The organism is Methylobacterium aerolatum (genome assembly GCF_022179085.1).
GTDB classification, from domain to species: domain Bacteria; phylum Pseudomonadota; class Alphaproteobacteria; order Rhizobiales; family Beijerinckiaceae; genus Methylobacterium; species Methylobacterium aerolatum.
Window position 1 is genome coordinate 170378 of sequence record NZ_BPQE01000023.1, and the last position, 20476, is coordinate 190853.

Annotated in this window: 25 protein-coding genes; 10 read left to right on the forward strand and 15 right to left on the reverse strand. The window is 70.0% G+C overall.

What is annotated here, in order from left to right:
• Window positions 1-117 precede the first annotated feature (117 nt).
• From MFF06_RS16180 to MFF06_RS16190, 3 genes are all read left to right on the forward strand, one after another.
• Window positions 118-765: a glutathione S-transferase family protein gene (locus tag MFF06_RS16180; protein WP_238205759.1), complete on the forward strand. Its 648-nt coding sequence runs from the start codon at window positions 118-120 to the stop codon at window positions 763-765.
• A 133-nt stretch (window positions 766-898) separates the two neighbouring features.
• The gene (gene ilvC / locus MFF06_RS16185) at window positions 899-1918 is read left to right on the forward strand and encodes a ketol-acid reductoisomerase (RefSeq protein ID WP_238205761.1); all 1020 of its coding nucleotides are present in this window, start codon (window positions 899-901) and stop codon (window positions 1916-1918) included.
• A gap of 126 nt (window positions 1919-2044) precedes the next feature.
• Complete coding sequence (locus MFF06_RS16190; protein ID WP_238205763.1) at window positions 2045-2698, forward strand: pyridoxamine 5'-phosphate oxidase family protein; 654 nt, start codon at window positions 2045-2047, stop codon at window positions 2696-2698.
• Between the two features lie 120 nt (window positions 2699-2818).
• Here the strand turns inward: MFF06_RS16190 and tam are convergent, their stop codons facing one another.
• The 5 genes from tam to MFF06_RS16215 form a co-directional block, all read right to left on the reverse strand.
• Window positions 2819-3604: a trans-aconitate 2-methyltransferase gene (gene tam / locus MFF06_RS16195; protein ID WP_238205765.1), complete on the reverse strand. Its 786-nt coding sequence runs from the start codon at window positions 3602-3604 to the stop codon at window positions 2819-2821.
• 17 nt (window positions 3605-3621) lie between these two features.
• Window positions 3622-4326, reverse strand: a complete 705-nt coding sequence (locus MFF06_RS16200; RefSeq protein WP_238205768.1) for a haloacid dehalogenase type II — start codon at window positions 4324-4326, stop codon at window positions 3622-3624.
• Window positions 4327-4330: 4 nt separating this feature from the next.
• Window positions 4331-5380 carry a tryptophan--tRNA ligase gene (gene trpS / locus MFF06_RS16205; protein WP_238205770.1) on the reverse strand — a complete coding sequence of 350 codons (1050 nt, stop codon included), beginning with the start codon at window positions 5378-5380 and terminating at the stop codon, window positions 4331-4333.
• Window positions 5381-5492: 112 nt separating this feature from the next.
• On the reverse strand, window positions 5493-6227 hold the full coding sequence (locus MFF06_RS16210) for an endonuclease III domain-containing protein (protein WP_238205866.1): 735 nt from the start codon (window positions 6225-6227) through the stop codon (window positions 5493-5495).
• Between the two features lie 134 nt (window positions 6228-6361).
• On the reverse strand, window positions 6362-7063 hold the full coding sequence (locus MFF06_RS16215; protein ID WP_370876514.1) for a GyrI-like domain-containing protein: 702 nt from the start codon (window positions 7061-7063) through the stop codon (window positions 6362-6364).
• A 285-nt stretch (window positions 7064-7348) separates the two neighbouring features.
• Between MFF06_RS16215 and dapF the strand changes: the two genes are divergently transcribed.
• Together dapF and mtaB are read left to right on the forward strand one after the other, a co-directional pair.
• Window positions 7349-8239 carry a diaminopimelate epimerase gene (dapF, locus tag MFF06_RS16220; RefSeq protein ID WP_238205772.1) on the forward strand — a complete coding sequence of 297 codons (891 nt, stop codon included), beginning with the start codon at window positions 7349-7351 and terminating at the stop codon, window positions 8237-8239.
• Window positions 8236-9459: a tRNA (N(6)-L-threonylcarbamoyladenosine(37)-C(2))-methylthiotransferase MtaB gene (mtaB, locus tag MFF06_RS16225; RefSeq protein WP_238205774.1), complete on the forward strand. Its 1224-nt coding sequence runs from the start codon at window positions 8236-8238 to the stop codon at window positions 9457-9459. The genes dapF and mtaB overlap by 4 nt, the downstream gene beginning before the upstream one ends.
• Before the next feature lie 152 nt (window positions 9460-9611).
• Here the strand turns inward: mtaB and MFF06_RS16230 are convergent, their stop codons facing one another.
• On the reverse strand, window positions 9612-10295 hold the full coding sequence (locus MFF06_RS16230) for an RluA family pseudouridine synthase (protein WP_238205776.1): 684 nt from the start codon (window positions 10293-10295) through the stop codon (window positions 9612-9614).
• 44 nt (window positions 10296-10339) lie between these two features.
• Here MFF06_RS16230 and ftsY point away from each other — a divergent pair, with 44 nt between their 5' ends.
• On the forward strand, window positions 10340-11674 hold the full coding sequence (gene ftsY / locus MFF06_RS16235) for a signal recognition particle-docking protein FtsY (protein ID WP_238205778.1): 1335 nt from the start codon (window positions 10340-10342) through the stop codon (window positions 11672-11674).
• 8 nt (window positions 11675-11682) lie between these two features.
• Window positions 11683-12291 carry a septation protein A gene (locus tag MFF06_RS16240; protein WP_238205780.1) on the forward strand — a complete coding sequence of 203 codons (609 nt, stop codon included), beginning with the start codon at window positions 11683-11685 and terminating at the stop codon, window positions 12289-12291.
• Between the two features lie 129 nt (window positions 12292-12420).
• On the opposite strand, the gene MFF06_RS16245 is transcribed toward MFF06_RS16240, so the two are convergent.
• The 5 genes from MFF06_RS16245 to MFF06_RS16265 form a co-directional block, all read right to left on the reverse strand.
• A complete protein-coding gene (locus MFF06_RS16245; RefSeq protein ID WP_238205782.1) occupies window positions 12421-13029 on the reverse strand; it encodes a DsbE family thiol:disulfide interchange protein in 609 nt (202 codons plus the stop codon).
• The gene (gene ccmD / locus MFF06_RS16250; protein ID WP_238205784.1) at window positions 13026-13172 is read right to left on the reverse strand and encodes a heme exporter protein CcmD; all 147 of its coding nucleotides are present in this window, start codon (window positions 13170-13172) and stop codon (window positions 13026-13028) included. Before ccmD ends, MFF06_RS16245 begins: the two co-directional genes overlap by 4 nt.
• A gap of 7 nt (window positions 13173-13179) precedes the next feature.
• A complete protein-coding gene (locus tag MFF06_RS16255; RefSeq protein ID WP_238205786.1) occupies window positions 13180-13977 on the reverse strand; it encodes a heme ABC transporter permease in 798 nt (265 codons plus the stop codon).
• A gap of 231 nt (window positions 13978-14208) precedes the next feature.
• The gene (locus MFF06_RS16260; protein ID WP_238205788.1) at window positions 14209-14943 is read right to left on the reverse strand and encodes a tRNA1(Val) (adenine(37)-N6)-methyltransferase; all 735 of its coding nucleotides are present in this window, start codon (window positions 14941-14943) and stop codon (window positions 14209-14211) included.
• Window positions 14940-15164: a putative signal transducing protein gene (locus tag MFF06_RS16265; RefSeq protein WP_238205790.1), complete on the reverse strand. Its 225-nt coding sequence runs from the start codon at window positions 15162-15164 to the stop codon at window positions 14940-14942. The genes MFF06_RS16260 and MFF06_RS16265 overlap by 4 nt, the downstream gene beginning before the upstream one ends.
• 192 nt (window positions 15165-15356) lie before the next feature.
• Between MFF06_RS16265 and MFF06_RS16270 the strand changes: the two genes are divergently transcribed.
• Both MFF06_RS16270 and MFF06_RS16275 read left to right on the forward strand, forming a co-directional pair.
• Entirely contained in the window at window positions 15357-16382 is a 1026-nt protein-coding gene (locus MFF06_RS16270; protein ID WP_238205875.1) for a polyprenyl synthetase family protein, read from the forward strand.
• A 145-nt stretch (window positions 16383-16527) separates the two neighbouring features.
• Window positions 16528-16875 (forward strand): hypothetical protein, encoded by a 348-nt coding sequence (locus tag MFF06_RS16275; RefSeq protein WP_238205792.1) that lies wholly within the window; start codon window positions 16528-16530, stop codon window positions 16873-16875.
• A gap of 143 nt (window positions 16876-17018) precedes the next feature.
• Here MFF06_RS16275 and MFF06_RS16280 read toward each other — a convergent pair whose 3' ends face one another.
• Genes MFF06_RS16280 through MFF06_RS16295 form a run of 4 tightly spaced genes read right to left on the reverse strand, consistent with a single transcriptional unit; the run spans window position 17019 to window position 19793 of the window.
• Window positions 17019-17489 carry an arsenate-mycothiol transferase ArsC gene (locus MFF06_RS16280; protein ID WP_238205793.1) on the reverse strand — a complete coding sequence of 157 codons (471 nt, stop codon included), beginning with the start codon at window positions 17487-17489 and terminating at the stop codon, window positions 17019-17021.
• Between the two features lie 34 nt (window positions 17490-17523).
• Window positions 17524-18018 (reverse strand): UPF0262 family protein, encoded by a 495-nt coding sequence (locus tag MFF06_RS16285; RefSeq protein WP_238205794.1) that lies wholly within the window; start codon window positions 18016-18018, stop codon window positions 17524-17526.
• 10 nt (window positions 18019-18028) lie between these two features.
• Window positions 18029-19324 carry a histidinol dehydrogenase gene (gene hisD / locus MFF06_RS16290; RefSeq protein WP_238205795.1) on the reverse strand — a complete coding sequence of 432 codons (1296 nt, stop codon included), beginning with the start codon at window positions 19322-19324 and terminating at the stop codon, window positions 18029-18031.
• Between the two features lie 16 nt (window positions 19325-19340).
• The gene (locus MFF06_RS16295; protein ID WP_238205796.1) at window positions 19341-19793 is read right to left on the reverse strand and encodes a DUF2948 family protein; all 453 of its coding nucleotides are present in this window, start codon (window positions 19791-19793) and stop codon (window positions 19341-19343) included.
• Between the two features lie 184 nt (window positions 19794-19977).
• Here MFF06_RS16295 and MFF06_RS16300 point away from each other — a divergent pair, with 184 nt between their 5' ends.
• On the forward strand, window positions 19978-20301 hold the full coding sequence (locus MFF06_RS16300; protein WP_238205797.1) for a hypothetical protein: 324 nt from the start codon (window positions 19978-19980) through the stop codon (window positions 20299-20301).
• Window positions 20302-20476: the final 175 nt, after the last annotated feature.

Below are 20476 nucleotides of genomic sequence, written 5' to 3' on the forward strand. Positions count from 1 at the left end.
GTCATCCAGGGTGGTGGGACCCTTCATCCTGTGGCGGATCCCAGGATTGCTTCGCGCCACTCGTGATGACGGAGTCCGTTTCTCTGGCGACCTGCTCGAGCCCGAACTGGAAATCGCATGAGCCCCCGCACGCTCTACTACGCACCCGGTGCCTGCTCGCTGGCCGCCCACATCATCCTCGAGGAATCGGGTCTCTCCTATGAGGGGGCCAAGCTCGATCTCGCGAAGGGGGACCAGCGTTCGGCCCAGTACCTCGCCATCAACGACCGCGGTCGGGTGCCGGCCCTGGTCGAGGATGGGTGGGTGCTGACGGAATGCGCCGCGATCATGCGGCACGTGGCCCGGCAGGTGCCGGAGAAGGACCTCTGGCCGACCGACCTGCGCGAGCAGGCCATGGCCGACGAGTGGCTCGGCTGGCTCGCCTGCAATCACCACGTCACCTATGCCCATATCCGCAGGGCCGAGCGCTACACCGACGACGAGGAGGCCCTCGACGGTATCCGCGCCAAGGCGGCCGACACCTATGGCGATCTCTGCACCATGACCGAGGTGCGCCTGTCCCACGGCGGGTGGGCGGTGGGCGAGTGCTTCACCGTGGCGGATGCCTACCTGCTCCTGTTCTGGATCTGGGGGAACGGTCCCACCCTCCGGTTCGACATGGCCGGGCGCTTCCCGGCCTGGACCGCGCACGCACGGCGTGTCGCCGCCCGCCCGGCGGTCCAGGCGGTGCTCGCCCGCGAGGGACTCGGCGTTCCCGCCGCCTGACGGTGGATCACCTCTGTACGGTTTGGCCTTCCGTTCAGGGGCTTGCGCGGCTAAAAGCCCGCGCATCGCACGGCCGCATACCCACGGAGCGCCCGCGCGCGCTCACTCGACAACAGACAAGGAAGAAGCCGCCATGCGGGTCTATTACGATCGCGACGCCGACCTGAACCTGATCAAGGGCAAGAAGGTCGCCATCGTCGGCTACGGCAGCCAGGGCCATGCCCACGCGCTGAACCTGCGCGATTCGGGCGTCAAGGACGTCGTGATCGCGCTCCGCGAGGGTTCCGCCACGGCCAAGAAGGCCGAGGCCGAGGGCTTCAAGGTCCTGTCGGTGGCCGAGGCCGCCAAGTGGGCCGACGTCGTGATGATGCTCACCCCCGACGAGCTGCAGGGCGAGATCTACCGCGATTCGCTCGAGGGCAACATGAAGCAGGGCGCCGCCCTCCTGTTCGCCCACGGCCTCAACGTCCACTTCAACCTGATCGAGCCGCGCAAGGACCTTGACGTCCTGATGGTCGCCCCGAAGGGCCCTGGCCACACCGTGCGCTCCGAGTACCTGCGCGGCGGCGGCGTGCCGACGCTCATCGCCATCGCCCAGGACGCGAGCGGAAACGCGCATGACCTCGGCCTCTCCTATGCCTCGGCCAATGGCGGCGGCCGCGCCGGCATCATCGAGACCACCTTCAAGGAAGAGTGCGAGACTGACCTGTTCGGTGAGCAGGCCGTGCTCTGCGGCGGCCTCTGCGAGCTGATCAAGGCCGGCTTCGAGACCCTGGTCGAGGCGGGCTACGCCCCCGAGATGGCCTATTTCGAGTGCCTGCACGAGGTGAAGCTGATCGTCGACCTCATCTACGAGGGCGGCATCGCCAACATGAACTACTCGATCTCGAACACGGCCGAGTACGGCGAGTACGTCACCGGCCCGCGGATCATCACGCCCGAGACCAAGGCGGAGATGAAGCGCGTGCTGAACGACATTCAGTCCGGCACCTTCACCCGCAACTGGATGCTGGAGAACAAGGTCAACCAGACCTCGTTCAAGGCGACCCGCGCCAAGCTCGCCGCCCACCCGATCGAGGAGGTCGGCACCAAGCTTCGCGGCATGATGCCGTGGATCTCCGAGAAGGCCCTGGTCGACAAGACCAAGAACTGATCGATCCGCGACGGCCGGCATCCCGGCCCGCGCGACATCCGGGCCGGTCTCCCCGCGGGGACCGGCCCTTTTCTTTGCGCTTCGTCTCTGGAAAAAGCGGCCTCAATCACAAAAAGGGAGAGGCGCTTGGATACGATCTACGGTGAGGCGCATCGGGCGCTGCAGGAGGATTTCGGGACGACGCGTCTCGCGGACTTCCTCGACAAGCACCACGTTCATCACGCCATCGACGATCAGGACCGCGCCTTCATTGAAACGCGGGACATGTTCTTCCTCTCGACGGTGGATGCGCAGGGCAACCCGACCGTCTCGTACAAGGGCGGCCCCATCGGCGTGGTGAAGGTGCTCGGCGAGTCCGCGCTCGCCTTCCCGGGCTACGACGGCAACGGCATGTTCCTGTCGATGGGCAACATCACCGGGCAGGGCAAGGTCGGCCTGCTCTTCATCGATTTCGAGACGCCGCACCGCCTGCGCGTTCAGGGCACCGCTCGCTTGCTGAAGGATGACCCGCTCCTCGCGGCCTTTCCCGAGGCGCAGTACATCGTCCGCGTCGAGGTCGAGTCGGTGTGGGTCAACTGCCCGCGCTACATCCATCGCTACACGAAGGTCGAGCAGAGCCGCTACGTCCCGAAGGACGGGGCCGAGACGCCGCTCGCCCAGTGGAAGCGGCTCGATTTCGTCCAGCCCGTCATCGCCGAGGATGATCGGGCGCGGGTCGCCGCGCAGGGGGAGCTCGATCTGGAGAGCTACGGTGCGCTCGTCGCCCGGGGAGAGGCGTAGGGCGGTCCGGCTCCGGCGCCCACCGTCATCGAAGGCCGAGAAGCGATCCCGGGACCCGCCACGTTCGGCGATATCCCTGGGTCGCGATGGCTTCGCCCTGCCCGCACCGACGGTTCGGCGTCAGAGAGCCCGACGCGCCACGATGAACACCCGAGGGAAGGCCAGCAGCCGTCGTCCATCCGCGCGGGGAGGGTAGGCGGCGTCGATGGCCGCCTCGTAGGCCGCGAGGAAGCCGCCGCGCTGGTCGTCGTTCAGCGGATCGAGGAAGGGCCGCAGGCCGGTGGCGCTGACCAATGAGACGATGGCGGCCGCGTCCGCCATCCGATGGTGGAAGGCGGTGCGCCACACGTCCACCTCCTCGGCCAACGCCGCCAGCACGTCGTAATAGCCCGTGGGGTCGAGCATCCGCCCAAGTCGCCCCGCTGCGGCGGGATCGCCGATGGCCGCCGCCCAGGGGCCGGAGCCCGCGACCTCCCTCATCAGGCGATGGCTCGGCTCGGCCAGATTGTCGGGCATCTGCACGGCGAGTACCCCGCCGGGGGCGAGAAGGCCGAAAAGGCGCGGCAGCAGGGTGGCGTGGTCCGGCAGCCATTGCAGCACGGCGTTGGCGTAGATCAGGTCGGGCGCGGTTTCCGGTACCCAGCTTCCGGCGTCGGCCTCCGCGAAGCGGAGATGCGGCAACCGTGCCCGCGCGCTCTCCAGCATCGCCGGGGAGGTGTCGAGCCCGATCACCTCCGCCTGCGGGTAGCGCGCGGCGATGAGCGCGGTGGAATTGCCCGGCCCGCAGCCGAGATCGACGGCGAGGCGCGGCGACTCCAGGGGAACCCGGGCCAGGAGTTCCGCCGCCGGACGCGTGCGTTCGTCCTCGAAGACGGTGTAGAGGGCTGGGTTCCAGTCTGCCGACACGCGATCTCCCCTTGGCTTCAGGGGCAACCGAGCCGGTCGGCAAGGTCGGACAGGTCCGAGGCGGTGTACGTCACCGGCACGCTGGGCGCAGTTTCTCCGCCCGCCGGGCCATGCTCGCGCGGCCGGGCGATGTGCGCGGTCGCGAGCCCGTGGCTCGCGGCGTGGCGGAGATCGTCCGAATGGGCGGCGACCATCATCGTCTCCGAGGCCGGGAAGCCGAAGGCGGCGACCGCGTCCCGGTAGAGGGCTGGCTTCGGCTTGTAGTCGCGGGAATAGCCCGCCCCGAGCACGGCGTCGAAGACGAGGCCGTTGCGGCGGGCGAGGTCCACCATCAGCCGGACCGGCCCGTTCGAGTTCGGCGCGAGCAGGAACCGGTTGCGCAGGCGGGCGAGGGCGGCGGGCACCTCCGGCCATGCGTCGAGCCGGTGCCACGCCAGGACGAGTTCCGCGCGGACGTCGTGCGGAACGTCATCGAGGCCGAACTCCGCCAGAACCCCCGGCAGCGATTCGGCGTGGAGCGTGTCGAGATCGACGTAGGCGCGCGCGCCCGAGCGCACGGTTTCCATCGACGGCTGGTAGCGGCCCCGCCAGGCGGAGGCGAAGGCCCCCGCGTCGAGGCCGGGCGCATAGGGCGCGAGGAGGCGGCTCGCCTCCCTCGCGACGCCGGACCGCCAGTCCATCAGCGTTCCGAAGACGTCGAAGACCAGCGCCCGCACGCCCATCGTGTCATCCCCGCCGCCGCCGCACGAAGCCGACGATATCCTTCGTCGCGTCCAGCGTCTCCTGCGCGATGGCCTCGGCGCGGGTGGCTCCGTCCGCCAGCACCGCCTCGATGTAAGCGGTGTCCGCCGACAGTCGCCGCATCTCCCCGGCGATGGGCGAGAGCTTGGAGACCGCGAGATCGGCGAGCGCGGGCTTGAAGGCGGAGAACTGGGCGCCGCCGAAATCCCGCAGGACGTCCTCGCGGCTCTGGTCGGCCAGCGCCGCGTAGAGACCCACGAGGTTGTCGGCCTCCGGGCGCTCCTTCAGCCCCGTGATCTCGGAGGGAAGCGGCTCCGGGTCGGTCTTCGCCCGCCGGATCTTCTGCGCGATCGTGTCGGCATCGTCGGTGAGATTGATGCGCGAATTGTCCGAGGGATCGGACTTCGACATCTTCTTGGTGCCGTCGCGGAGCGACATCACCCGCGCCGCAGGGCCGCCGATGATCGGCTCGGTCACGGGAAAGAAGCCGCCCTCGTGGCCCTGCGCCGCGATGGAGGCGGCGAAATCGGTGTTGAACTTCTGCGCGATGTCGCGGGTCAGTTCGAGGTGCTGCTTCTGATCCTCGCCCACGGGCACATGGGTCGCCCGGTAGGCCAGGATGTCGGCGGCCATGAGCACGGGGTAATCGTAGAGGCCGATGGAGGCGTTCTCCCGGTCCTTGCCCGCCTTCTCCTTGAACTGGGTCATGCGGTTTAGCCAACCGAGGCGGGCGACACAGTTGAAGATCCAGGCGAGTTCGGCGTGCTGCGGCACCTGGCTCTGGTTGAAGACGATGGAGCGCTTCGGATCGATTCCGGCGGCGAGGAACGCGGCCGTCACCTCGCGGATCTGGCTGCGCAAGGCCTCGGGGTCCTGCCAGACGGTGATGGCGTGGAGATCGACGACGCAGTACAGGCACTGCGCCTCGCGCGCCTGCATCTCCACGAAGCGGCGGATCGCGCCGAGGTAGTTGCCGAGGTGCAGGTTTCCGGTCGGCTGAACGCCGGAGAACACCAATTCCTTGAACGCGGCCATCGGCGCCGATCCTGAGCGAGAGGGGCCGGGGCGTCGCATCCTCACGTCTCGCCTGCCGGGCGGCGGTTGGTTGCACCGCCGCCGCCGGGGGGTCAAGCGGCGTGACGCGACTTCAGGGTTCGCGCACCTCGCCCACGGCGCTGGGACAGAGATCGACGAGCACGCAGCGTCCGCAGGCGGGACGCCGGTGGTGGCAGACCTGCTGGCCGTGCATCATCAGGATTTCGTGGTTGTCGTAGAGGTCCTGCGCCGTCCAGTCGGCCGGCAGCTGGGCGAGCAACACCGCGTGAGCCGGCCCGAGGCCGACACGGGGGCCGATCAGCCCCAGGCGCCGCGCCACGCGGTGGTGATGGCTGTCGACGGGCAGCGCCCGCATCCGCAGCGACGAGAAGGACAGGACGGCCGCACTCGTCTTCGGACCGATTCCGGGGAAGGCTTCGAGCCAGCGCCGCGCCTCCTCAGGCGGGTGGTCGGCCAGGAAGTCAAGGCTGAGGTTCCCACCGGAGCGGGCCTTGATCCCCGACAGCAGGGTGCGGATGCGCGGCGCCTTCATCTCGGGCCACGTCACGCCCTGGATCGCCGCTTGGATCTCGTCGGTCCCGGCCTCCATCACCTCTTCCCAGGTCGGGAAACGGTGGCGCAACGCCTTGAAGGCTTGGCCTGAGGCCGCGTTGCGGGTCCGGTGGGACAGGATCGCCGAGACAAGTTCGGAGAGGGGGTCGCGGTCGCTGAAATAGGCGATCGGGCATTTGAAGACGGTGCAGAGTCGCCCGTGCACCACCAGGGCGAGGCTGTCCCCCTCCCGCTCGCCCACGGGCGGTGGGCCTTCGACCACGGGGGGGTGCATGAGGTTGCGCGCCGCCAACATGCCCCGCAAATCTGACGAAGCTTCGCCGCGTTCCCGGACGGGACCGGCGGCGGCAAAATGTCTCCTGCCGCGCAGGGCGAGGCCGCGCAGGGCATTCCCGGGTCCGCCGTTCATCACTTCACCAGGGCGTAGATGTTCACGTCTAGGGCGTCGTCCGTGCCGTCCTTCAGGTCGGTCACATATTCCTCCATGAAGCGGTCCTGCACCACGATGTCCTTGGCATCGAGATAGGCCGTCAGGGTCTCGTAGGTGCCGTCGATCGACTCGTAGGACCCGTGGTGGGCGAAGCGCAGGGCCTTGCCCGCCGGAGTGGTGCCGAAGCGGAGCCCGTCGGCCGGGGCGGGCGGGGCGGGCGACGGCGCGGCGGCCACGGGGATCATCGCCTCGAACTCGAAACCGTCGTCCTCCGTCTTGGTGAAGACGGAGAGGGGCCGGCCGGCCGGCTTGATTCCGTCCTTGGCGAGGTCCGCCTCGATCTGCGCGAAGGCCTTGCGCAGGGCCGTTACGGCATCTTCCCATTTCGCCTTCCCCGGGAGGATCGCGGCGGGCTTGGCCGGCAGCGTCACCTCGTCCACGTCGCCCGGCTCGCCCGGCTTGTCGGCCAGCGTCGGACGGTCCGGGCTCGCGGCGCCGGCCTGTCCCGCCGGGGGCGGGTTCACCGCCTGCTGCGGGGCCGGTGCCGCGCTCTTGTCGGGGTCGGCGGGAGGATTCGGCGCCGTGGTCGTCGGGAGCGGATTCGTCTGCGCGGGGGAGGGGGCCGTGGAGGTCGGCGGCTGCTGCGCCGCGACCGGCCACGCCAGCGGTCCCGCCAGGATGGCGCCGACGGCGAGGCGGAGACCGAGGGAGCCGAGAGCGCGGCGACGAAGGGCGGTGCGACGGGTCACGACGGTGCTCCGGAGACCCCGGCGACTCGATTGTCCGGGGCCGGCGCGTACCGTAATCGCGTTCCGCGCCCCTCGCGAGGGCGTCCGCGATGACGGCCCGAGGTTGCGGCGAATTGGCAACGCACCGAGCCCCCTCGCGCCGGGCCGCGGGGTTTGCCATAAGCCCCCTTTCCCGAAGCCGACCCCGATCCCACCGGCTCATCCACGAGCGCAACCATGAGTGCACTCGCCCATCGGCGTTTTCTGAAGATGCACGGCGCCGGCAACGCCATCGTCGTGCTCGACCTGCGGGGCAGCGCGATCCGCGTCTCGTCCGAGGAGGCGCGGGCCATCGCGGGCGATCCGGCGTCCAGCTTCGACCAGCTGATGGTCGTGCACGATCCCGCGAGCGCGGGCACCGACGCCTTCATGCGCATCTACAACACGGACGGATCCGAGTCGGGCGCCTGCGGCAACGGCACCCGCTGCGTCGCCTACGCCATGATGGACGATCCGGTGATGGCCCGTCCGGCCGAGGGCGGGCGCCTTCTCTTGGAGACGAAGGCGGGCCGGGTCGGCGTGCGGCGGAACTCCGAGAAGTCCTTCACGGTGGATATGGGCCGCCCCCTCCTGAAGTGGGACGAGATCCCGCTAGCCGAGCCGTTCCCCGACACCCGCCGCATCGAACTGCAGGTCGGCCCCATCGATGCGCCGGTCCTGCACTCGCCCGGCGTCGTGAACATGGGCAATCCCCACGCGGTGTTCTTCGTGTCCGAGGATCCCGACACCTACGACCTCGCCCGGATCGGGCCGCTTCTGGAGAACCACCCGGTCTTTCCCGAGCGCGCGAACATCTCCGTGGCGCAGGTGCGCGGCCGGGAAGCGATCAAGCTCCGCGTCTGGGAGCGGGGCGCGGGCCTGACGTTGGCCTGCGGCACCGCCGCCTGCGCCACCGTGGTGGCCGCCTCGCGCCTGCGCATGATCGGCCGTCAGGCCACGGTGAGCCTGCCCGGCGGAAACCTCATCGTCGAGTGGCGCGCGGACGACCACGTCCTGATGACCGGTCCCGTCGCCCTCGTGGCCGAGGGCACGCTCTCGCCGGACCTGTTCGCCGGGCTCGGCGGATGAGCGTCGAGACCCTGACCTTCGGCTGCCGCCTCAACACCGTCGAGACGGAGGCGATGCGCCGCCTCGCGGCGGTCGACGGGCGGCGGCGGATCGTCGTGAACACCTGCGCGGTGACGGAGGAGGCCGGGCGGCAGGCCCGGAAGGCGATCCGCCGGGCTGCGAGGGCCGAGCCCGGCGCGGAGATCGTCGTCACCGGCTGCGGCGCCGAGGTGGAGACCGAAGCCTATCGCGCCATGCCGGAGGTCTCCCGCCTTCTCGGCAACGCCGAGAAGCTGAGGCCGGCGGCCTGGGCGGGCGAGGGCGAGGGGCCCGGCGCGGTCATGGCGGCCCGCACGGCGGAGGCCCCCTCCGTCGCCGCCATGGAGGGTCACACCCGCACCTTCGTGCCCGTGCAGAACGGCTGCGACCACCGCTGTACCTTCTGCGTCATTCCCTTTGGCCGGGGCAATTCCCGCTCGGTCGAGGCGGGCGCCGTCGTGGAGCAAGTCCGGCGGATCGTGGAGGCTGGCGGGCGCGAAGTGGTCCTGACGGGGGTCGATCTCACCGCCTACGGACGCGATCTCGACGGGAATGCGCGGCTCGGCACCCTCGTCCGCCGCATCCTGCGCGAGGTTCCCGGCCTCGCCCGGCTGCGCCTGTCCTCCATCGATTCGGTCGAAGTGGACGAGGCCCTGTTGGAGGCCATTGCCACCGAGGCGCGGCTGATGCCGCACCTGCACCTCTCCCTCCAGGCGGGCGACGACCTCATCCTCAAGCGGATGAAGCGGCGCCACTCCCGGGAGGATGCGATCCGCTTCTGCGCCCAGGCGCGGGCGGCCCGCCCCGGCTTGGTCTTCGGCGCCGACCTCATCGCCGGGTTTCCCACGGAGACCGAGGCGCAGTTCGCCAACTCCCTCGCCCTGGTCGAGGAATGCGGCCTGACTCATCTCCACGTCTTCCCCTATTCGCCCCGCCCCGGCACTCCGGCGGCGCGGATGCCCGCCGTCGCGCCGGACCGCATTCGCGAGCGCGCCGCACGGCTGCGGCAGGCGGGCGACGAGGCCCGCTCCCGACACCTCGCGGCCCAGGTCGGCAAGCGCGTGCGGGTTCTCGCGGAGCGCGGCGGGGTCGGTCGCGCGGAGGATTTCACGCCGGTGCGGCTGGCCGCCGGGGTCGAGGCGGGATCGATCCTCGACGTGGCGATCGCCGGTCACGACGGATCGCGGCTGCTGGCGGCGTGAGGGTCGATGGTCGGCGCGGCACGGCTTTCAGCGATACGCGGTCATTGCGAGCGCAGCGAAGCAATCCAGAGATGCGCATCGTTTGGAAGCGTCCCGCTGCCCTGGGTTGCTTCGCTGCGCTCGCAATGACGGGTTCGCTCGACGAGGGCCGTTCAGTGTTCGGCCAATCCGGTCTGTCGCAGCGCCTCCGCCATATGACCCGGCACCGGCGCCTCGACCGTGATGGCCTCGCGCTTCGGATAGAGGGGGATCGACAGGGAGCGGGCGTGCAGATGCAGCGCGCTGCCCCGGGGCGCGCCGCCGTAGATCGGATCGCCGAGGATCGGCCAGCCGGATTCGGCGCAGTGCACGCGCAACTGGTGCGTGCGCCCCGTGACCGGCTTCAGGGCGAGCCATGTCAACCCGTCGCCTCGACCGAGCACCTGCCAATGGGTGAGGGAGGGGTCGCCCGCCGGATCGGCCTTCATCCACCACGACCGGGGGTCGGGGGAGCGGCGGGCGAGGGCGAGGTCGATGGAGCCCTCCTCCTCCGCCGGCCCACCGGACACGACCGCCCAGTAGGTCTTGTCGATGGCATTGCCGGAAAACAGCTTTCCGAGCCGGGCGAGGGCCTTGGCATGGCGGCCCAGCGCGAGACATCCCGACGTGTCGCGGTCCAGGCGGTGAGCCGCCTCCGGCCGACGCGGCAGGCCGAAGCGGAGGCCGTCGAGGTGGTCGGTCAGCGTCTCCCCACCGCGGGGGCCCGGATGCACGGGCAATCCCGCCGGCTTGTCGATGACGAGCAGGAGGGCATCGCGGTAGAGCAGGCGCGCGCCTATGTCGTGGAGCGTAGACATCGGTCCCGGCACATGCGCCGGAATCGTCCGGAATGCGAGGGTTTATGACGAGCGAGGACAAGCCGGGCTGGTTCGGCCGCCTGTTCGGGCGGAAGGGCAAGGACGAGGCTCCGGCCGATGCGTCCGAGACGCCGGAGGCCGGAGCCGCCGCCTCTCCCTCCGAGGGCGATCCCGATTACGCCACCGGCTCCGAGGACGTCTCGCACGTGCCCCTGCCGGAGGACGATCCGGCGAGCGAGGTCACGGAGGGGGCCGACCTCCTGCCCATCGAGGGACAGGACGAGCGCCCGCCGGCCGGCACGGCGGGGGATGAGCCTGCCCATGGGGCCGATCCCGCCGACTCGGGTAGCCTCGACCGGGAGCCCGTGGTCGAGCCTCAGCCCGACATCCAGCCGACCGACGCGGCGGCGGCGCTCGCCCACGATGCCGGGGCGGGCCCGCAGCGCGAGCCGGAGGCGAAGGGCTGGTGGAACCGCCTCACCTCCGGGATGAAGCGCACCTCGACAGCCCTCTCCGACCGGGTGACCGGGCTGTTCACCAAGCGCAAGCTCGACGCGACCACCCTGGAGGATCTGGAGGACGCCCTGATCCAGGCCGATTTCGGCCTGGAGACCGCGATGCGGATCTCGGAAGCCGTCGGCAAGGGGCGCTACGAGAAGGGCATCTCGCCCGACGAGGTGCGCGCCATCCTCGCCACGGAGGTGGAGCGGGCGCTGGAGCCGGTGGCGAAGCCCCTCGACCTCGATCCCGCGCGCAAGCCCTTCGTAATCCTCACGGTGGGGGTCAACGGCGCGGGCAAGACGACGACATTGGGCAAGCTCGCCTCCAAGTACCGGGCGGAGGGCCGCTCGGTGATGCTGGCGGCGGGCGACACGTTCCGCGCCGCGGCCATCGACCAGCTCAAGGTCTGGGGTGCGCGCACCGGTACCCCCGTAGTGAGCGGCGCGCAGGGGGCGGATGCGGCGGGCCTCGCCTTCGACGCTCTCAAGCAGGCGCAGGCGGCGGGCACCGACATCCTGCTCATCGACACCGCCGGTCGCCTGCAGAACAAGACCGGCCTGATGGCCGAACTGGAGAAGATCGTCCGCGTCCTGCGCAAGCAGGATGCGGAGGCGCCGCACGCGACGCTGTTGATCCTCGATGCGACCGTGGGGCAGAACGCGCTCTCGCAGGTGGAGCTGTTCTCGCAGGCGGCGCCGATCACCGGCTTGGTCATGACCAAGCTCGACGGCACCGCGCGGGGCGGGATCCTCGTGGCGCTCGCCGCGAAGTTCGGCCTGCCCGTCCACTTCATCGGAGTCGGCGAAGGGGTCGAGGATCTCGAACCCTTCACCGCCCGCGATTTCGCCCGGGCCGTCGCCGGCCTCGAACAGAACTAAGCGCCACGATGCAGATCGAATCCGTTCCCCCGCGCAGGCACCTGCCGCCGCTAGCCAAGCTGGCCCTGGAAATGGGGCCCCTGGTCCTGTTCTTCCTCACAAACGCCTTCGGCGAGCGGTTCGGCCTCATCGACGATCAGGCGACCTACGCGGCGATCGGGCTGTTCGTCGGGGCGACGATCGTCTCCCTGGCGATCCACTTCGCGCTCCTGCGGCGCATCCCGATCATGCCGCTGGTTTCGGGCGTCGTGGTGCTGGTCTTCGGCGGCCTTGCCCTGGCGCTGCGCGACAAGACCTTCTTCGTCATCAAGCCGACGATCGTGAACGGGCTGTTCGGGGTGATCCTCCTCGGCGGGCTGCTGTTCCGCAAGGCGCTGCTCTCGGTCGTGCTCGACAGCGTCTTCGCCCTCACCGAGGAGGGCTGGCGGCAGCTCACGCTGCGGTGGGGCCTCTTCTTCCTGTTCCTCGCCGGGCTCAACGAGGTGATCTGGCGGACGCAGGACTACGAGTTCTGGGTGAAGTTCAAGGTCTTCGGCATCATGCCGATCACCGTCCTGTTCGCCCTGGCGCAGACACCGCTCCTGATGAAGTACGAGAAGAAGCAGCCGGACGCCTGACATCCTCCGTCATCGCGAGCGGAGCGAAGCGATCCAGCGCAGCGGCCCGTCTCCCGCCAAGGCGCATCCCCGGATTGCTTCGCACCGCTCGCATCGGCGGTTGCGCGTCGTCACGGGCGTATCCGGGCGTCAGCGCGCCTCGGCCACCTTCCCCGCCGCGCGGATCCGCGCGAGCACACTCGCAAAGTTCTCCGGCGTCAGGATGCCGACGATCTTGTCGCGGATGATGCCGTCGGGGCCGACGATGAAGGTCTCGGGCACGCCGTAGACACCGAGATCGATGGCGGCGCGGCCATCCGCGTCGGCGCCCACCGCCGCGAAGGGCACGCCATGCCGGTCGAGGAACCTCTTGCCGGCGGCGGGGTCCGGCTCCTTGTAATCGATGCCGACGAGGCGGATGCCGGGCTCGCGGGCGAGCCGCATCAGCATCGGGTGCTCCACTTGGCAGGGCGCGCACCACGAGGCGAAGACGTTGAGAACGGTGATGCCGCCCTTGAAGTCGGCCGGCGCGAGGCCGGGCACCGGCGCCCCGTCCTTGGCGAGTCCCGGCACCGCCGGCAGCGCAAAGGTGGGGACCGGCTTGCCGATCATGGCCGAAGGCAGGGCCGCCGGATCCGCGCCCGAGCGCAGCCGCACGAACATCGCCCCCGCCAGGACGGCGAAGACCAGCACGGGCAAGATCAGCAGCAGGGAGCGGCGGCCGGTGCCCGCATTGGCCTCGGTCTCCGGGCCGTTCACCGCCGCTCCTCCCCGAAACGCTTCAGCGCGCGGGTCTGTGCGGCGCGGTCGCGCAGGGCGTTGGCCACGAGCCCTCCGAGAATCAGCGCCGTGAAAGCATAGGCGGCGACGATGAAGCCGCCGTGGGTCCCGAGATCGAACATCGGTGGCTCACAGCCCTTGGGGCAACGCAACGGGAGAGGGGGCGGGCGTCACGCGGCGCGCCCCGGAATCGAGGCGCTCGGCCTCGCGGATGGTCAGGGTCCGCACCCGCCGACGCATGATCTCGGTGCGCATCGTGAAGAGGTGCAGGGTCGTGCCGCCCAGCGTCGCCGCGCCGATCATCACGAGGAGGGGGTAGAGCATCGACGGATCGATGGTGGAGCCGCCCATCCGCAGGATCGAGGCCGGTTGGTGCAGCGTCGACCACCAGTTCACGGAGAACTTGATGATCGGCAGGTTCACCGCGCCGACCAGGGTCAGGATCGACACCGCCCGCGCCGCGCGGTTCGGATCCTCGATGGTCCGCCACAGGGCGATCAGGCCGCAGTAGATCAGGAACAGCACCAGCATCGAGGTGAGGCGGGCGTCCCACACCCAGTAGGTGCCCCACATCGGCTTGCCCCAGAGCGAGCCGGTCACGAGGCAGATCAGCGTGAAGGCCGCCCCGATCGGCGCGGCGGCGCGCTGCGATACGTCCGCGAGGGGGTGGCGCCAGACCAGGCTGCCGATCGCCGACAGGCTCATGGCGCCGTAGAAGAATACCCCGAGCCATGCGGCGGGAACGTGGATGTACATGATCCGCACCGTCTCGCCCTGCTGGTAGTCGGGCGGGACGACGAGGAACGTCTGGTACAGGCCGACCGCGAGGGTGGCGAGCGACAGGGCGGCGAGCCATGGCCCGAGCCGCCCCGACCAGCGCATGAAGTGGCCGGGGTTGGACAACCGGGTCCAGAGGGAGGGCGTCATGGGCGCGGTCTCGGACATAGCGGACCTGCTCTAGCCCAAGGTGCGGTGCAGCAACAATGCGCGCTGGCCGCGCAACATCAGGACGGGCGCCGACCACGGTGACTGACAAGCGGCCCTCACGAGCGCCGCGAAGCAACCCCGGGACAGCGCGACGCTTCCGAACGGGGCGCGACGCGATCGCTTCGCTGCACGCGCGATGATGGGGACGTGCGCAGCGGAGGAGGGAGGCCCTCAGTCGACGCCCCCGTGCAACGCCTTCGCCTCCGGGGTGAATTGCCCGTCCGGTCCATGCAGCACGAGCGGCGGAAGAAGCGAGAACGGCGCTCGGCTGGCCTTCGTCGCTGAAATCAGCACACGGATCGCCGGATCTCCGGCTCTGGCCAGAACGGGCCGCACCGCGACCGCGCCGAAACGCCGCTCCATCACCCTGAGGCAACCGGGGAGGGCATCCGCCCTGTGAATCATCCCCAGGCGCCCGCCCGGCCTCAGGAGCCCGGCACAGGTACGCATCCATCGCTCCAGGCCCTCCGGCCCGAAGCCGTGCGATGCGGCCCGGTTCGGATCGGGGGAGGGGCGATAGCGGCCCTCCTCGAAGAAGGGTGGGTTCGTCAGCACGACATCGAAGGCGTCCGGTTCGAGGCCCGCCGCGCGCCGCTCCGCCGCAGGAGCGAGGACATCCGCCTCGACGACCCGCGCCGCGATCCGATTGAGGGCGGCGTTCTCGCGGGCGAGGTCCGCGAGGGCGCGGTCGCGCTCCACCATCGTCAGGGCGACGCCCTCGTTCAGGCGTGCGGCGGCAAGGCCGACGACGCCGGGGCCGGAACCCACATCGCAGAGCCGCCCGCCCGGCGGTGGTATGATCAGGCGTGCCAGCAGGATCGCGTCCGTTCCGGCCCGGTGCGCGCCCTTCGGCGGCTGCTTCAGGCGCACGAGCCCGCCGAGGACGGTGTCGTATTCTGGGCTCACGGCCGGCGCAGCTCGTGGGCCAAGCCTGCGTCCCGCAGCAGCCGTCGGGCCTGGGCCTCATGGTCGGAGGGGACGAGGAGGCGGCGGCCGAACGCACCGATGGAGCCTTCGAGCGCGCTCATGTGCTCGTCGGCCACGAGCACGGGTATGCCCGCGCCTTCCAGCACCGAGCGCGCGAAGCCGATCAGTACCACGTCGTTCGCCCGGATCAGTTCGACCACAACCGCCTTCCCCTCCGCCGTTTCGCCCCACCCGCGCCTGCGGCGCATTCGTCGCGTGGAGTGCCGAACCCGCCTATCCCATATCCACGCCGTGTTGCGACGCCGCAGGCACCATGCGATGGGACGGCGCCGACGCGTTCCGCGGGGCGTTGGAAGCCGCGCGGTCCGGCAAGGGAGTCAGAGATCTTGGGTATCGCCGCCACGATCGAGAACCCGACGAAGCCCGAGGATGCCGGGCTGAACGACCTCGTCGCGCTCGTGGCCGACGGGATGAGCCGGGTCAACTCCACCATCCTCTCCCGCACGGGATCGGACGTGGCGATGATCCCCGAGGTGGCCAACCATCTCATCGCCTCCGGCGGCAAGCGCCTGCGGCCGATCCTCACCCTCGCCTGCGCGCAGCTCTGCGGCTACGTGGACGTGGGCGGCCGCGACGGAGACGTGAAGCTCGCCGCCAGCGTCGAGTTCATGCACACCGCGACGCTCCTGCACGACGACGTGGTGGATGAGAGCGACATGCGGCGCGGTCGCGTGGCCGCCCGGATCAAATGGGGCAACGAGGCGAGCGTCCTCGTGGGCGACTTCCTCCTCGGCCAAGCGTTCCGCATGATGGTCGAGGTCGGCTCGCTGAGGGCGCTGGACATCCTGTCCGCCGCCGCGACGGTGATCGCGGAGGGCGAGGTGATGCAGCTCTCCGCCGCCAAGAACCTTGAGACGGACGAGAAGGCCTATCTCGCCGTGATCCGCGGCAAGACCGCCGAACTGTTCGCGGCGGCCTGTGAGGTCGGTCCCGTGATCGCTGGGCGGAGCGAGGCGGAGCAGGCCGCCGCCCGCAGCTACGGGATGAACCTGGGCATCGCCTTCCAGCTCATCGACGATGCCCTCGATTACGGCGGCACCTCGGCGGCCCTCGGCAAGAACGTCGGCGACGACTTCCGCGAGGGCAAGATCACGCTCCCCATCGTTCTGGCCTACCGCCGGGGCAGCGAGGAGGAGCGCGCCTTCTGGCGCCGGACTCTCCAGCACGGGGAGATCGGCGGGGACGACCTCGCCGCCGCCCTGGCCTGCCTCCAGCGGCACGGAGCGCTGGAGGAGACGGTCGCCCGCGCCCGCCACTACGGCGAGCAGGCCACCGCCGCCCTGGCGATCTTCCCCGACGGTCCGGTGAAGTCGGCCCTCCTCGACGCCGTGGAATTCTGCATCGCGCGGGCGCACTGATCCGGCGCCTCCGCCCACCCTGGACGGATAATCGCGCAAGTTGCGTTGTTCACAGGCTCTTCGGTATCGCTGGCTGCCGGATTAACGAAGCGTCAAGGCTCTCCGTGAAGGCTAACAGGTGCTTTCAGCCGAGCGGAAAAGCCCCGTGATCGCCTCCCGCCCCACACTCCGCGCCGCCATCGTCGCCGGCCTCGCCGCCCTGTCGATCCCCGGCACCGCCCTCGCGAGCGACGCCGCCACGACGCACCGCACCTGGACGGATTGCCTGGGCCGCAGCTACGTCACCGGCATCGCCTATACAGGACGCGATCTCGCCGCCGACGCGGCCTTCAGCGCCTGCCGTGGCGAGGAGAACGCCTATCTCGCGGCGCTCAGCGCCTCGCCGCTTCTCGATGGCGACGACATCGCCCAGGCCCGCCCGGAGCTGGTGGCCCGCGCCCGCCATCGGTTGCTCGGCATGGTGAACAGCGGGCCGCGCTCGATCCTGCGCTGAAACTTATCTCCCCCTCGCATCACGCCGTTGCAGCGTCGTTGCGAGGAAAGCGAAACAATCCAAGGCAACGAGACGTCTCAGAAGGAGGCGGCTGCCTGGATCGCTCCAATGCGCTCGCAACGACGGCGGGCGGACAGAGACCCTCACGACTTCAGCCGAGCCTTGATCTTGGCGGTCAGCCCGTCGCGGACCTCGCGATAGGCGTCGAGGCGCTGCTCGCGGGAGGCCTCCTGGAGAAGGGTCGGATCGGGCGTCGGCCAATACTCGACGTCGGCGGCGAGCGTATGGGTCAGGGCGAGGGCCTTGTGGTGGGCTTCCGGCGACAGGGTGATGATCAGGTCGAAGTTCAGGCCTTCCCAATCCTCCAATTGCTCGATGGTGCGGGGGCGGTGCCGCGCCGCCTCGATGCCGATCTCGTCGAGGGCGGCGACCATGAAGGGATCGACCGGCTCACCCTCGCGGACGCCCGCAGACTGCACGTAGATCGATTTGCCGAAGTAGTGCCGCGCGATGGCCTCCGCCGCAGGCGAGCGCACCGCGTTGAAGTTGCACATGAACAGCACGGATTGAACACGCCGCTTGGGCGGTGACCGGTCGGGGGGCAGATCGGCCATGGCGGCTCAAGCGGGGCGCGGTACCGCCACCGTCTCAGCCCTTCCAGTGCAGGGCGAAGATCAGCGTGAACAGCCGCCGGGCCGTGTCGTGGTCGAGATCGACCTTGCCGTCGAGGCGTTGCTTCAGGGTCTCCGAGGCTTCGTTGTGCAGGCCGCGCCGTCCCATGTCGATCGCCTCGATCTGGCTGGGCGAGGCGGTGCGGATAGCGTTGTAGTAGCTCTCGCAGATCATCTCGTAGTCCCGGATGACCCGGCGGAACGGGCTCAGGGACAGGAGATGCGTCATCACCGGCTGGCCGTCGGCCGTGCTGATGGCGAAGGACAGCTTGTTCTCCACGAGCCCGAGCACGAGGCTGTAGGGCCCCTCCCGGTCGGGGACCGAGAAGCTGTTGCCCTCCAGGATATCGTAGAGCGCGATGGCGCGCTCGTGCTCCTGATCGGGATTGCCCCGGGCGATGGACGATTCGTCCAGCGTCACCGAGACGAGGCGGTTCGGCCCCTTATCCGCCCCCCGCTCCTTGTCCGCCATCCCCAAAGCCTCACAGGTTCAGCCGGATCGCCACGGAGCGGGCATGGCCTTCGAGGCCCTCGGACCGGCCGAGCGTTATCGCCGCCGGCCCGAGCGCCCGCAAGCTCTCAGGCGTGCAAGCGAGTACGGTCGTACGCTTCATGAAGTCCAGCACGCCGAGCCCGGACGAGAATCGCGCGGAGCGCGCCGTGGGCAGGACGTGGTTGGGACCGCCGACGTAATCACCGATCGCCTCGGGCGTGTGCGAGCCGAGGAAGATCGCCCCGGCGTTGCGGACCTTCAGCGACAGGGCTTCTGCGTCCTTCGTTTCGATCTCCAGGTGCTCGGGGGCGATTCGGTCCACCAGGGGGATCGCCTCCTCGAAGTCGCGGACGCGGACGATGGCGCCGTAGTCGCGCCAGCTCGCCCGGGCGATCTCGGCGCGGGGGAGGGTGGTCAACGCCCGCTCGACGGCCGCTTCCACCGCCTCGGCCAAATCCCCGCTGTCGGTGATGAGGACGGATTGGGCGGCGGTGTCGTGCTCGGCCTGTGCCAGCAGGTCCGCGGCGATCCAATCCGGGTTGGCCTCGCCGTCGGCCAGGATCAGAACCTCGGAGGGTCCGGCGATCATGTCGATGCCCACCTGCCCGAAGACCCGTCGCTTGGCCGCCGCGACCCAGGCGTTTCCGGGGCCGACGATCTTCGCCACCGGTGCGATCGTGTTCGTGCCGTAAGCCAGGGCCGCCACCGCCTGCGCGCCGCCGATCCGGTAGATCTCGTCCACCCCCGCGAGGTGCGCGGCGGCGAGCACGAGGGGGTTCAGGGCGTTGTCGGGCGTCGGCACCACCATCACGATGCGCGGCACGCCCGCGACCCGGGCTGGCACTGCGTTCATCAGCACCGAGGACGGGTAGCTCGCCGTGCCGCCGGGAACGTAGAGGCCGACCGATTCAAGGGCGGTCCAGCGCCATCCGGCCGTGACGCCCAGCGCATCCGTGGCCTTGTGGTCGCTGGGCTTCTGCGCGCGGTGGAACGCCTCGATGCGCTCGGCGGCGAGCCGCAGCGCTTCGATCGCCTCGGCCGGGCAGGCCGCGACCGCCGCCTCGACCTCGTCGGCGCCGATGCGCAACCGCGCGGCGGTGAAGTCGTCTCCGAGGCGGTCGAAGCGGCGGGTGTAGGCGACGAGGGCGTCGTCCCCCTTGCTGACGACCTCCGCGATGATGGCGCGCACCGCCTCATCGACATCCTCCGAAACCTCGCGTTTGAGCGTGAGAAGGCGCGCGAACGCACTCGCGAAATCCGGGTCCCGGCTATCGAGGCGGACCATGTCTCGTCCTTTCGTATCAGGCGGCGGAATCGGGCGCCGTGTCGTGGCCCGGCCGCGCCGTGGCCTCCCAGACGGGGCCGAGATCCTTCAGTCGGGCCTCGATGCACTCCACCTCGAGGCGGATGGTGGCATTACCCGAAAACAGGATCTCGACATGGCCCGAGGGCGGATCGCCCGGAGTGAAGGTGATGGCGAGGAGGCTCAGCGGGGTCGCGTCCGGCGCCGCCGGGCCGGGCTGGAGCCCCTTGGTGCGCACCGCGCGCACGTGGTCGAAGGTGAGGCCCGCCAAGCGCCGCGCAGGGGGCGTTTTCGGGCCGCTCGACCAGTCGAACCGCCGGAGCGCCAGCACGAAGCGCCGCTGTCCGGCGAGATAATCGACGTCCTCCGGCCGCAGGATCGCGTCCTGGAGGTGCGCGGAGACGATGGTGAGGTCCTCGTCGTCGAAGGCAGCGAGCTTCAGAAGCTCCATCGGTCTGTCCGGCTGGATGTGGGGAAGCCCGGAGACGGGCCGTTGCGCCGTAGGTAGCGGCGGTGCCCACCGGGGGCAACGGCAGGGGAGGGGATCGGACCGCCTCATTCGCCGTTCATGATCGAACCGCAACTATACGTCGAACCGTGGCCGCCGGTACGCGGCCGGAGGACGAGGAAGGACGATGACGGTGAAGCGCATCACGCTGGCGGTTCTGGCCGCCATGGCGCTCGCCCCCGCGCTGGGAACGTCGGCGGGTGCGCAGTACTACCAAGACGATTACGACTACCGGCCGCGCCGCCCCCCGCCGCCGGACTACTACGACGACCGCCCCCGCTACGGCTACGGCCGCCGCTACCGGGACGAGTACGACGACGGTCCCCGGCGCTTCGGCCGCATCTGCGTCACCGCCCGTGGTAACTGCCCCGCGCGGCCCGCACCGTTCAACTCGCCCTGCGGCTGCGACATCCCCGGCTTCGGCCTCAAGCGCGGTGCCATCGGGGGGTGAGCCACGGGATCGGTCCCATGGTGCCCTTAGCTCGCTTCAAAACGCGGCGCTGAAACGTCGTTGCGGGCAGCAGCGAAGCAACCCTGAGCGAGGTTCCGCCGAAAAACCGACGGCTGCTTTGGATTGCTGCTCTGCTCGGAGGTGCGGTGAGACCTTACCGTCGTGGTTAGGCCTC

Excerpts from the sequence above, each read along its gene's own strand:
- ilvC (WP_238205761.1), top strand. The coding sequence starts at position 899 with ATGCGGGTCTATTACGATCGCGACGCCGACCTGAACCTGATCAAGGGC.
- MFF06_RS16180 (WP_238205759.1), top strand. The coding sequence starts at position 118 with ATGAGCCCCCGCACGCTCTACTACGCACCCGGTGCCTGCTCGCTGGCC.
- trpS (WP_238205770.1), bottom strand. The coding sequence starts at position 5,380 with ATGGCCGCGTTCAAGGAATTGGTGTTCTCCGGCGTTCAGCCGACCGGA.
- MFF06_RS16280 (WP_238205793.1), bottom strand. The coding sequence starts at position 17,489 with ATGGCCGATCTGCCCCCCGACCGGTCACCGCCCAAGCGGCGTGTTCAA.
- MFF06_RS16230 (WP_238205776.1), bottom strand. The coding sequence starts at position 10,295 with ATGTCTACGCTCCACGACATAGGCGCGCGCCTGCTCTACCGCGATGCC.
- MFF06_RS16240 (WP_238205780.1), top strand. The coding sequence starts at position 11,683 with ATGCAGATCGAATCCGTTCCCCCGCGCAGGCACCTGCCGCCGCTAGCC.
- ccmD (WP_238205784.1), bottom strand. The coding sequence starts at position 13,172 with ATGTTCGATCTCGGGACCCACGGCGGCTTCATCGTCGCCGCCTATGCT.
- MFF06_RS16255 (WP_238205786.1), bottom strand. The coding sequence starts at position 13,977 with ATGACGCCCTCCCTCTGGACCCGGTTGTCCAACCCCGGCCACTTCATG.
- MFF06_RS16295 (WP_238205796.1), bottom strand. The coding sequence starts at position 19,793 with ATGGAGCTTCTGAAGCTCGCTGCCTTCGACGACGAGGACCTCACCATC.
- hisD (WP_238205795.1), bottom strand. The coding sequence starts at position 19,324 with ATGGTCCGCCTCGATAGCCGGGACCCGGATTTCGCGAGTGCGTTCGCG.
- MFF06_RS16300 (WP_238205797.1), top strand. The coding sequence starts at position 19,978 with ATGACGGTGAAGCGCATCACGCTGGCGGTTCTGGCCGCCATGGCGCTC.
- mtaB (WP_238205774.1), top strand. The coding sequence starts at position 8,236 with ATGAGCGTCGAGACCCTGACCTTCGGCTGCCGCCTCAACACCGTCGAG.
- MFF06_RS16210 (WP_238205866.1), bottom strand. The coding sequence starts at position 6,227 with ATGCACCCCCCCGTGGTCGAAGGCCCACCGCCCGTGGGCGAGCGGGAG.
- ftsY (WP_238205778.1), top strand. The coding sequence starts at position 10,340 with ATGACGAGCGAGGACAAGCCGGGCTGGTTCGGCCGCCTGTTCGGGCGG.
- dapF (WP_238205772.1), top strand. The coding sequence starts at position 7,349 with ATGAGTGCACTCGCCCATCGGCGTTTTCTGAAGATGCACGGCGCCGGC.
- MFF06_RS16200 (WP_238205768.1), bottom strand. The coding sequence starts at position 4,326 with ATGGGCGTGCGGGCGCTGGTCTTCGACGTCTTCGGAACGCTGATGGAC.
- MFF06_RS16285 (WP_238205794.1), bottom strand. The coding sequence starts at position 18,018 with ATGGCGGACAAGGAGCGGGGGGCGGATAAGGGGCCGAACCGCCTCGTC.